This window comes from Vibrio sp. 1402, from assembly GCF_033340275.1.
Map to the genome: position 1 here is coordinate 1 of NZ_JAWOWE010000292.1, position 689 is coordinate 689.

General features: G+C 44.0%; 2 pseudogenes. Both read left to right on the forward strand.

Annotated features, from left to right (window positions below):
* A pseudogene (locus R7044_RS25630) lies at nt 1-352 on the forward strand (cyclodextrin-binding protein); the annotation flags it as partial.
* A gap of 102 nt (nt 353-454) precedes the next feature.
* Nucleotides 455-689, forward strand: a pseudogene (locus R7044_RS25635) (sugar ABC transporter permease); the annotation flags it as partial.

The window sequence follows — 689 nt, forward strand, 5'->3', positions numbered from 1 at the left end:
CATTTCCACTTTCTCGAAAAACAAACCTTTAGCTCAAGAGTTTATTACGTTCGTCAATAATTATGATAATGCTAAGCGCCGCTTTGAGCTAACTGGAGAGGTTCCGGCAGTGACAAAATTGGTGGACGATCCTGTTATCAAGAATGACCCAGGTGCAAGTGCTGTAGCGATGCAATCCATTCACGCTACGTCTATGCCTTCCATTCCAGAAATGAACGAAGTGTGGGGCCCTGCGAACAGCGCGCTTCAGTTGATCGCAACCAATAAACAAGATGCGAAAAGTGCACTCGACTCTGCAGTAGACAGCATCAATATGCAAATAGAAGCTAACCACGCAATGATGGGCCAATAATTTAAAGATATTGTTCTGGCGAAAGCAATTGTCGGCCCTATATAACCATCTTGGGCTGGGGCTGACAGACGCCAGAAGTTTTCCGAAATGGAGTTGTAAGTGATGTCTGACATGAGTGAACATTTTGAGCATAACTCGGGGCTGTATCGATCCCAACGGTTTACTGCCTCTTTATTTTCAGTAATTCCTGGCTTTGGCCAGTTTTATAATCGACAGTTTGTAAAAGGCATGATGTTCTTCATCTTGCTAACAAGTTTTTATGCAGTAACTCGTGATTTTATTTCCCACGGTATGTGGGGGCTTGTCACACTTGGCGAAAACCTACCAGAGGACAACT